10 protein-coding genes and 4 tRNA genes are annotated in these 8,870 nt (G+C 71.0%); 7 read left to right on the top strand and 7 right to left on the bottom strand.

Going from position 1 to position 8,870, the window contains the following annotated elements:
- Window positions 1-356: 356 nt before the first annotated feature.
- Window positions 357-1,217, top strand: coding sequence for a thermonuclease family protein (locus tag E1300_RS44590; protein ID WP_131763327.1), 861 nt, complete (start codon window positions 357-359; stop codon window positions 1,215-1,217).
- A gap of 64 nt (window positions 1,218-1,281) precedes the next feature.
- Here the strand turns inward: E1300_RS44590 and E1300_RS44595 are convergent.
- The 7 genes from E1300_RS44595 to E1300_RS44615 all read right to left on the bottom strand — a co-directional run bounded on the left by E1300_RS44595 (window position 1,282) and on the right by E1300_RS44615 (window position 3,707).
- Window positions 1,282-1,354, bottom strand: a tRNA-Val gene (locus E1300_RS44595).
- 19 nt (window positions 1,355-1,373) lie between these two features.
- Window positions 1,374-1,445 (bottom strand) — tRNA-Lys (locus E1300_RS44600).
- Window positions 1,446-1,533: 88 nt separating this feature from the next.
- Window positions 1,534-1,605: transfer RNA gene (locus E1300_RS50845), tRNA-Gly, on the bottom strand.
- A gap of 27 nt (window positions 1,606-1,632) precedes the next feature.
- Window positions 1,633-1,705: transfer RNA gene (locus E1300_RS44605), tRNA-Arg, on the bottom strand.
- A 386-nt stretch (window positions 1,706-2,091) separates the two neighbouring features.
- Window positions 2,092-2,232 (bottom strand): LPFR motif small protein, encoded by a 141-nt coding sequence (locus E1300_RS50850; protein WP_165503274.1) that lies wholly within the window; start codon window positions 2,230-2,232, stop codon window positions 2,092-2,094.
- 60 nt (window positions 2,233-2,292) lie between these two features.
- The gene (locus E1300_RS44610; protein WP_131763328.1) at window positions 2,293-3,063 is read right to left on the bottom strand and encodes a putative protein N(5)-glutamine methyltransferase; all 771 of its coding nucleotides are present in this window, start codon (window positions 3,061-3,063) and stop codon (window positions 2,293-2,295) included.
- Between the two features lie 23 nt (window positions 3,064-3,086).
- Window positions 3,087-3,707 carry a nucleotidyl cyclase domain-containing protein gene (locus E1300_RS44615; RefSeq protein ID WP_131763329.1) on the bottom strand — a complete coding sequence of 207 codons (621 nt, stop codon included), beginning with the start codon at window positions 3,705-3,707 and terminating at the stop codon, window positions 3,087-3,089.
- Between the two features lie 397 nt (window positions 3,708-4,104).
- Between E1300_RS44615 and E1300_RS44620 the strand changes: the two genes are divergently transcribed.
- From E1300_RS44620 to E1300_RS44645, 6 genes are all read left to right on the top strand, one after another.
- On the top strand, window positions 4,105-5,004 hold the full coding sequence (locus tag E1300_RS44620) for a helix-turn-helix domain-containing protein (RefSeq protein WP_131763330.1): 900 nt from the start codon (window positions 4,105-4,107) through the stop codon (window positions 5,002-5,004).
- Between the two features lie 312 nt (window positions 5,005-5,316).
- Window positions 5,317-5,529 carry a DUF397 domain-containing protein gene (locus E1300_RS54100; protein WP_165503275.1) on the top strand — a complete coding sequence of 71 codons (213 nt, stop codon included), beginning with the start codon at window positions 5,317-5,319 and terminating at the stop codon, window positions 5,527-5,529.
- Between the two features lie 67 nt (window positions 5,530-5,596).
- Complete coding sequence (locus E1300_RS44630) at window positions 5,597-6,307, top strand: 2OG-Fe(II) oxygenase (RefSeq protein WP_131763332.1); 711 nt, start codon at window positions 5,597-5,599, stop codon at window positions 6,305-6,307.
- Between the two features lie 99 nt (window positions 6,308-6,406).
- Entirely contained in the window at window positions 6,407-7,150 is a 744-nt protein-coding gene (locus E1300_RS44635; RefSeq protein WP_207400327.1) for a pentapeptide repeat-containing protein, read from the top strand.
- A gap of 70 nt (window positions 7,151-7,220) precedes the next feature.
- Complete coding sequence (locus E1300_RS44640; protein ID WP_131763334.1) at window positions 7,221-7,772, top strand: hypothetical protein; 552 nt, start codon at window positions 7,221-7,223, stop codon at window positions 7,770-7,772.
- A complete protein-coding gene (locus E1300_RS44645; RefSeq protein WP_131763335.1) occupies window positions 7,769-8,854 on the top strand; it encodes a PrsW family glutamic-type intramembrane protease in 1,086 nt (361 codons plus the stop codon). Before E1300_RS44640 ends, E1300_RS44645 begins: the two co-directional genes overlap by 4 nt.
- Window positions 8,855-8,870: the final 16 nt, after the last annotated feature.

The raw sequence follows: 8,870 nt of genomic DNA on the forward strand, positions 1-8,870 counted from the left end.
CACCTCCGCCGCGAACGGCGCGATCTTGGCATCGGCCAGCTCACGCACCGTCGCACGCAGCAACTCGTGCTCCTCCGACGGCGCGTACGTGGGAAAGTCGCTCATCGTTCCTCCGCGGGCGGCGCGGCCCGGACGCATTACTTTGAGACCAAATATTTGGACGCCAAAGTAAGCGACCGCGCGGGGCCCGTCAAGCGGGCACCCTCACCACCTGGCCGCAGCCGGACACGGACCGCATCCGGCAAGGCCATGGTGACCGCCGATTTGCCCTGATTGACTCCGGAATGAGCGGTCGCATCGAGGCACCGCGCAGGCGCAGCCGTCCCGGGGGCGGACGGCGGGCGAGGGGGACGACCATGCCGATGAGCGTCATCAAGGGCCGCTACCGGATCCTGCGGACCGAGCCCGACGGGGACTCGATCCGGTTCGTCCCCGACGATCCCGCCGCGTTCACCAAGCTCCGCCTGGCCGCCCGCGTCAACCGCTCCGGCGGCGCGCAGCTGCGCCTGGACGCCATCGACGCGCTGGAGACCCACTACACGCCGAACGGGCACGGCGGCCGCGTCCACCAGCCGCTCGGCCTCGGGCACGCCGCCGGCGCCCGCCTCCTCGCCCTCCTCGGCTTCGAGGACGTGCGGCGCGAGGGCGAGACGGTCGTCCACGCGGTCCCGGAGGAGACGCCCGGCCACATCCTGACGCGCTTCGCGGACAAGTACGGCCGCCCGGTGGCGCTCGCCTTCGCCGGGACCACCGACCGCGAGGACCTGTCGCCGGTCTTCGCCGACGTGCCGGTGCTCCAGCGCAGCGTCAACCACCGGCTCGTCGCGGACGGCCTCGCCTACCCGACGTACTACAGCAAGCTCTTCCCCGACCTGCGCGAGGAGTTCACCGCGGCCGCCAGCAAGGCGCGCGCGGCGGCGGCCGGCGTGTGGGCGGACGACGCGACCACCGACGGCGCGACGATCGACTCCGCCGCCGACCTGAGCGAGCGCCTGGTGCTGCTGCCGAAGCTGTTCCGCCGCCTCGCCGACTACCTCGCCCTCGGCGCGGGCGACCCGTCCCTCGACGGGTTCCACGACTTCCTGGCCGCGCGCGACGACCGGCTGTTCGTCATCTCCGACGGCCACGCCACCGGCCTCGACACGATCGTCGAGGTCACCGGGCGGACCGTCCGGATGACCCGGGCCTGCGAGGACCTGATCTTCCTGGAGGGCTGAGCACGGCGCGCGGTCCCGCCGGCCCCCGTCCGGGCGGCGGGACCGCGCCCCTCACCGTGCCGAGTTGACCGGACAGGGCTCGAACCTGCGACCCGCTGCTTGTAAGGCAGCCGCTCTCCCGACTGAGCTACCGGTCATCGGACGCGTCGCGTCCCGTGCCGCCCGGAGGACTCGAACCTCCATACCCGGGGTAAGAGCCCGGGGTCCTCCCAGTTGAACGAGAGCGGCGATGTGCCCAGCGGCGGGCGGTGGCGTCCGCCTCGCCCGGGCACGGGCGAACCAGCCGGGGGTCGTTACTCCCGCCGGTCCAGTCCAGAGCCGTACTCGGGAATCGAACCCGATTCTCCTGGGTGGAAGCCAGGCACCTCACCATTTCGGCTTGTACGGCGAACGGCGCGGGACATCGGTCCCGCCGTACCTCCACCAGGACTCGAACCTGGGCCTCCGCGTTCGTAGCGCGGCACTCTGATCCACTGAGCTATGGAGGCGTGCGTGGCCCCCTGAGGAGTCGAACCTCATCCTCCCGGGCTTCAACCGGGCGCTCATCCACATGAGCCTGAGAGCCGTCGGGGAACGCTGGACGCGTTCTCCCGCACTGTGCAACGAAAAGGCCGCCAGGGACATGTCCCTGGCGGCCTCCGGCGGAGCCTGATGGCCCTATCCAGAGGCTTCCCCGGGAACGAATCGACCGCCCTGGCGGCGGACCCCGAAAGGCCACCGCAGCTGCTTGGCGCGGTACACGGTCACTGCGGTCTCCTTCCGTTCTCGTTCAGCTCGTTACTCATATGGTGGAGCACGGCCCCGCGGAGAGCAACGGGTTTTTCGCGCACACGAAAAAGGAGGGGCCGCAGCCCCTCCTCCTTCATGTACGCGGTCAGGCGGCGCGGCGGCCGGCGGAGCGCGCCGGACGGCCGCGCGAGGGGGTCACCAGCTTGCCGAGAACGCGGAACGGCAGCGTGACGACGTTGACGATCGTACCGACGACTGCGCTGAGCGCTGCACTGATGCGGCGCATGGATCCCTCAACTCCTTCGTTCGTTCGTCCGTGACCCCTCTTTTACCCGCCCTTCGCGTTCTAACCATTCACGCCGACGAGAACGGTCGCCGACAACTCCTCGGAACGCACGACGTCCGCACCGAGCCCGCCGAGTTCCACCGCCCGGACCGCGTCCGGCACCTGCCGGTCGCTCACCTCCGAAAGCAGCCGCCCGCCCGGCGCCAGCCATCCCGCCGCCTCGGAGGCGACGCGGCGCAGCACCTCCAGGCCGTCCGTCCCGCCGTCCAGCGTCACGCGCGGCTCGTAATCCCGCGCCTCCGGGGGCAGCAGCGCGATCTCCCCCGTGGGAACGTAGGGCACGTTGGCGAGGAGAACATTCACGCGCCCTTTCAGCGTCCCGGGCAGCGGCGCGAACAGATCGCCCTCGTACACCCGCCCGGCGGCGCCGACATTGCGCCGCGCGCACCGCACCGCTGCGGACTCGACGTCCGACGCATGCAGCTCAACTTCGGCCACGGACGCGGCCACCGCCACCCCGAGCGCCCCCGACCCGCAACACAAGTCCAGGACAACGGCCCCCTCGGGCGCCCCCGCGACGGCCTGCCGGACGAGGAACTCGGTCCGCCGCCGCGGCACGAACACCCCCGGCTCCACGGCCAGCCGGATCCCGCAGAACTCCGCCCAGCCGAGGACGTGTTCGAGCGGCAGCCCCGACACCCGCCGGTCCACCATGGCGGCCAGCTCGTCCGCCGTCCCCGCCGTGGAGATGATCAGCCGCGCCTCGTCCTCAGCGAAAACACACCCCGCAGCGCGAAGCCGGGAAACGACGGAATCGAACTCGAAAGACATGAACGCAGAACCCTACCGACCCCTCACGCCACGAACGACCGCATGTCCTCCGGGACCGGCAGATGGATCCACCCCTGCCGCCGCCTTCCCCCGACGTTCACGCGCACACCCGGCCGGTAGCTCTCCACGCAGATACCGTCGTACCCGTGCCGGACGATGCTCCAGTAGATGTCCTCGGAGACCACCAGCACAAGCGGCGCCACGGCCTCACTGAGGCACTTCTTCAGCCTCGGGGCGTCCAGCAGCCGGCAGGCCACATCGACCGCTTCTCCGAAGTACCCGTTCTCGTCGCAATGGACCTCGCCCGCGTGCACGACGGCGCGGACACGTATCCCGCGGACCCGCACCTCACCGCAGGGCAGGCTCTGGTTGTAGTCCTCCAGCGCCTGCGCGAACTCCGGGATCAGGCGGCTCAGCAGATGCGACTTCGGCACATCGTCCACCGGATGGACCAGCGCGAGCACCCCGTCCCCGCGGTCCTCGAAGGGGTCGAGGACCGCGGGCTTCACACCGCTGGACGCCAGCGCGTCGTTGAACATCCTGTAGACCTCGCGGCGGAGCTCCGCCTTGACCGGATTGGTCCGCGCCGTCGACTTCTCAAGATCCAGGACGAAGATGCTCCTGTGAACCGGAAGGCTCCTCATCGGGCCTCCTTCACTCCCTCGACCCGAAGGCCGGTCCCCCGCCACCGCGGGAATGGGGTGCAGGCCACTGTGGAACGTGACCGAGTGGTTTCTGCGCGGCTCACGCCGCCTGCCCGAAACCAACATCGCGATGCCGCGCGCCCGCCATCGGCCGCGCGCCCTCAGTATCGGCTTCCGGCACACGGCAGTGCAACGTGCACGGCCGCATGCAGACACTCGAAAAAGGACATTGTGTCCATGGGGACAGGGGCCAGAGGTCCCTGCAAGGTGCACGATTCCTCTGGTCCAGATGATTGGCCCTATCCCCCTCTTCAGCCCGGTGTTATATTGCGATGCACGTTGCATCGATCGTGGCACCGACGCCGGCATCCGCTGCAGGTGAGGGAACGGGAGCGACATGGCGCCGCAGGTTCCAACAGTCCGCCAGCGGCGCCTGGGATTGGAGTTGCGTCGGTTGCGGGACGCGAACTCCCTGACCGTCGAGCAGATCGCCTCGCGGCTGAACTGGAGCGCCAGCAAGCTCAGCAGGCTCGAGAACGCCAAGATCGGCGCCCGCGTGTCCGACGTCCGCCTCCTGCTGGAGCTCTACGGGGTCGACGAGTCGCACAAAGGCGAGATACTCGCACTCGCCCATGCCGCGACCCAGCCTGGCTGGTGGCTGGACTACCGGCACGACATCAACAAGGGCCTGGCCGACTACATCGCCTACGAAGACGAAGCGGAATCCGTTCGGCAATACGAGACACAAGTGATCCCGGGGTTGCTCCAGTCTCCCGGGTACGCGCGATACGTCATCGCCAGCTACAGCGCGGTGGTTCCCACGTCCCCCGCCGTGGTCGACCGGCGCGTTAAGGCGCGATTGCGCAGGCAGGACGTTCTTCGGAGGGCCAGTCCGCTCCGCCTTTCGGTGATCCTGGACGAGTCGGTCCTGCTCCGCCGTATCGGCGATGCCACGATCATGAACGAACAGCTCACGCGCCTCGCCGAATGGTCGCGACTGCCGAACATCACGCTGAGGGTCATGCCGCTGCACGTGAATCGCAGTCCCGTGATGAGTGAGTCGTTCACGCTGATGAGCTTCTCGACCGCCTACGACGCGGAACTCTACGACGTGGTCATTCTGGAGAACATCTCGTCCTCGGAGTTCCGCGATGAGGACACCTCTTATTTCTATCAACTCGCCTGGGAACAGTTGATCCGCAGCACTCTCGACCCGGACGAGTCCCGCCAACTCGTCCTGAGGACGGCGCAGGAACGCTGGGGCGAACTCGAAGCGGACCACCACGAGCCACTGTGAGGTCGTCGGTCCGCTCTTCAGGCCCGGAGCACAGGGCCGTCCGAGTACCTCCGCGCTGCGTGACGGCGTTCGACTCGGGTGCGGCAGGGCATCCGCCACATAGACCGCAAAAACGGAACAATTCCCCCATCATGACCGTCCTTCTCATGGCTCAGGCCGTGACACGGCGACGTTTATGTCGGCCGGTTGTGTCAGCCGGGCGGCCGGAGACCAATAGGATCTTCACCTAGCCGCGACGATCCGGTTCCGGCAGACGTTGTCCGGCCGGGACATGGGATGCCCCGCGTCGGTAGAGCTGACAGAGAGGCGTCCATGCTCCAGGAGGACTCGGTGAACGGCCGTCCGCTCGGCTGGCGGAGGGCTTGTGCCAGTTCTAGTGCGTGTGTCGAGGTCGCTGCTGCCGGTGCGGGGGTAGTGGCCGCGCGGGACGATCGGGCGGTGGCGGGCGAGGTGCTCTGGATGCCTGCGAGCGTGTGGCGGGGACTGGTGCTGGAGATCAAGGGTGGGGTGCACGATCTGGCTTAGGTCTCGGTGCAACCGGTTCTGGGGGTGCGGGGTTCTTTTCTAGAGGACTTCGTGCGAAGGGGCTGGGATGGGGATTTTCGCGGAGCGGGTCGGGGCGGCGGACTGGGGGGTGCTGGCCGAGGAGGTCGGGGCTTGCGGGTCTGCGTTGACGCCTGTACTGCTGGAGCCGGACGAGTGCGCCAAGGTCGCTGAGTTGTATGACGAGGTCCGGTTGTTCCGGTCGACGGTCGACATGGAGCGGTACCGGTTCGGGGCCGGGCAGTACCGGTACTTCGCGCGTCCGTTCCCCGAGCCCGTCCGGGAGCTGAGGGAGGCGCTGTACCCGCGGCTGCTGCCGATCGCGCGGGACTGGGCCGCGAAGCTTGGGCGGCCCGCGCCGTGGCCGGACACGCTGGACGCGTGGCTGGAGATGTGCCACGCGGCGGGGCAGGTCAAGCCGACGCCGATCCTGCTGCGGTACGGGCAGGGCGACTGGAACGCGCTGCATCGCGACCTGTACGGGGACCTGGTGTTCCCCTTGCAGGTGGTGATCGGGCTGGACGAGCCGGGCACCGACTACACCGGCGGGGAGTTCCTGACGGTGGAGCAGCGGGCGCGGGCGCAGTCGCGGGGGACGGCGACGCCGCTGCCGCGAGGGCGGGGCCTCGTCTTCACGACGCGGGACCGTCCGGTGCGGACGGCGCGGGGCTGGTCGGCGGCGCCGATGCGGCACGGCGTCAGCGTGGTCCGGTCGGGCCGCAGGCGGACGCTGGGGCTGGTGTTCCACGACGCCGCCTGAGCATGGGCCGGGACGGGCGACAATGGGAGGTCGTCGAGTCGCGGGGGATCGTTGTCGGGGTTGCGGGCCGATTGCGGCAAGTGTTTCGGGCTGTGCTGCGTGGCGCTGCCGTTCGCGGCGTCGGCGGACTTCGCGGTCGACAAGGCCGCCGGGGAGCCGTGCGGGAACCTGCTGGAGGATTTCCGGTGCGGGATCCACGCTGACCTGCGGGGGCGGGGGTTCACCGGCTGCACGGTGTTCGACTGCTTCGGGGCCGGTCAGAAGGTGTCGCAGGGGACGTTCGGGGGCCGGGACTGGCGGACGGGCGGGGTCGCGGCGGCGATGTTCGCGGTGTTCCCGGTGATGCGGCAGCTCCACGAGGTGCTGTGGTACCTGGACGAGGCGCTGGCGCTGGAGGAGGCGCGGCCGATCCGCGGGGGGCTGCGGCGGGCGCGGGAGGAGATAGGGCGGCTGACGGAGGGCGGCGCCGAGGAGCTGGCCGTCCTGGACGTGGCGAAGGTGCGCGAGGGCGTGCGGGGGCTGCTCACCGAGGCCAGCGAGCTGGCTCGGGCGGGTGTGCCGCGACGGAAGGACCGCCGTGGCGCCGATCTGATGGGGGCCGCCCTGGCGAAGGCCGATCTTCGGGGCGCGAGCCTGCGGGGGGCGTACCTGATCGGGGCGGATCTTCGGGGTGCCGATCTGCGGCGGGCCGATCTGCTCGGGGCGGATCTGCGGGGCGCCGACCTGCGGGGCGCGGATCTGCGGGAGAGCCTGTTCGTCACGCGGTCCCAGCTCGGCGCGGCCCGCGGGGACGCGGCGACGCGTCCGCCGGCGGCGCTGGAGCGCCCTCCGCACTGGTCGTGACGTCCGTTTAGGGGCTGATCTGCCGGGCATGTCCCAGCGAACGTCATCCCGGGGGGGCACGATGGCGCGGGTGCGTTGGTGGGGTACGGGTCTCGTCGGGCTGGTGCTGCTCGCCCTGGGCGGCGGGCTGCCGCTCCTGGACAGGGTCCTTCGGGACGGCGGGATGCCGCTGCCGCCGGGGACCGTCGTGGGTGTGGGCACCGAGCGCGGCGGCGTCCGGCCCGTGACGTTCGCGGTCATGGCTCCCGGGTGGGTGCTGCGGGCTGACCGGTCCTCGCTGAACAGCGGCGCCGAGCTCGTCTGGGACGAGGTCGTCTTCGACATCAGCGTGATCGTCCCGCTGGCGCCGCTGAACGCGCCGGCCCTGTGGCAGGGGCTCGGGCGGATCGTGGCGGTGGACTCGGCCGCGCGGTTGCGCGCGAAGCCCGTTCCGATCACGACGTTGCAGGGCCTGACGGGGCTGACGGGCGCTCTCACGGGGCGGGGACGGGTCGGCATGGCGAGCGTGTTCGCCGACGACGCGCTCGGCGCGACGGTGACGGCGTCGGGTGCGCCCGCGAGGTTCCGGGAGGCGGCCTCCCAGATCGAGGCGATGGTGCGGACGATCAGGATCGCGGCATGACGGCGCGTCCGGCGTTCTGGCTCTGGGCGGTCGTGTGCGCCATCGGCGTCTACATCGCCGGGAGCCTGATGGGCGCGCAGGTCAGGGCGTTCCCGGTCGGCGCGGCGCTCGGGGCCGTGCTGCTGGTGCCGGTGCTGGTGCTCGGGGTGTGGCTGCTGCGGCGGCTCCATCCGGTCCGCACGCGGCCGCTCGGGTGCTCGCTCCTCGCGGTCGGATGGGGCGGGCTCGCGGCGTTCGGGCTGGCGCTGCCGGTGAACGCGGCGTTCCAGGCGGTCGTCGGCACGACGGCGGGGCCGGACTTCGCGTCGGCGTGGGGTCCGGCGATCGTGGCGCCGGTCGACGAGGAGATCCTGAAGCTGCTCGGGGTGGCGCTGCTCGGGCTGGCGGTGCCGGCGGCGGTGCGCGGGCCGCTCGACGGCTACGGGTACGGGGCGCTGGTCGGACTCGGGTTCCTGGTGTCGGAGAACTTCCTGTACGTGCTGAACACGATCGTGCTGACGGGGGCGACGCAGGACGCGAACGCGGCGCTGTTCTCCATCGTGAGCCGGATGGCGGGCGGCGTGTGGTGGAGCCACTGGGCGATGACGGCGGTCGCCGGGGCGGGTCTCGGCTGCCTGTTCGGCCGGGCGTCGCGGGGCGCGGTCGCGCTCGCGTGCGGCGGGTTCGCGCTGGCGCTGGCGATGCACTCCTGGTGGGACGCGCCGATGCTGTCCGGCGTGGCGCTGCTGCCGGTGAAGGGCGCGCCCATCCTGGCCGTGGCGGTGGTCGTGTACCGGGTCGTGCGGCGGCGCTACCTGGTGCGGTTCCGGCGGGCGGCGGAGTCGGAGACCGCGGGCGGCGTCCTCGTGCCGGGCGAGGGGCACGTGCTGGCCTACCGGAAGTGGCGGCGCAAGGAGCGCTGGGACGTGCCGGCCGGGGAGCCGCGCCTGCTGCTGGCGCGGCTGCGGACCGCCGAGCTCGACCTGCTGGACGGCGGGCTCGGCGGCCTGGAGCCCGATCCGCTGGCGGCGGACCGGCTGCGCGCCGACATCCGGGCGCTGCGCGGGTCGCTCAACGCGGCGCAGCGGCCGCGGGCCGCCTGATCCTCCCGGCGAGGAC

This window comes from Actinomadura fibrosa (assembly GCF_900659615.1).
Classification (GTDB): domain Bacteria; phylum Actinomycetota; class Actinomycetes; order Streptosporangiales; family Streptosporangiaceae; genus Spirillospora; species Spirillospora fibrosa.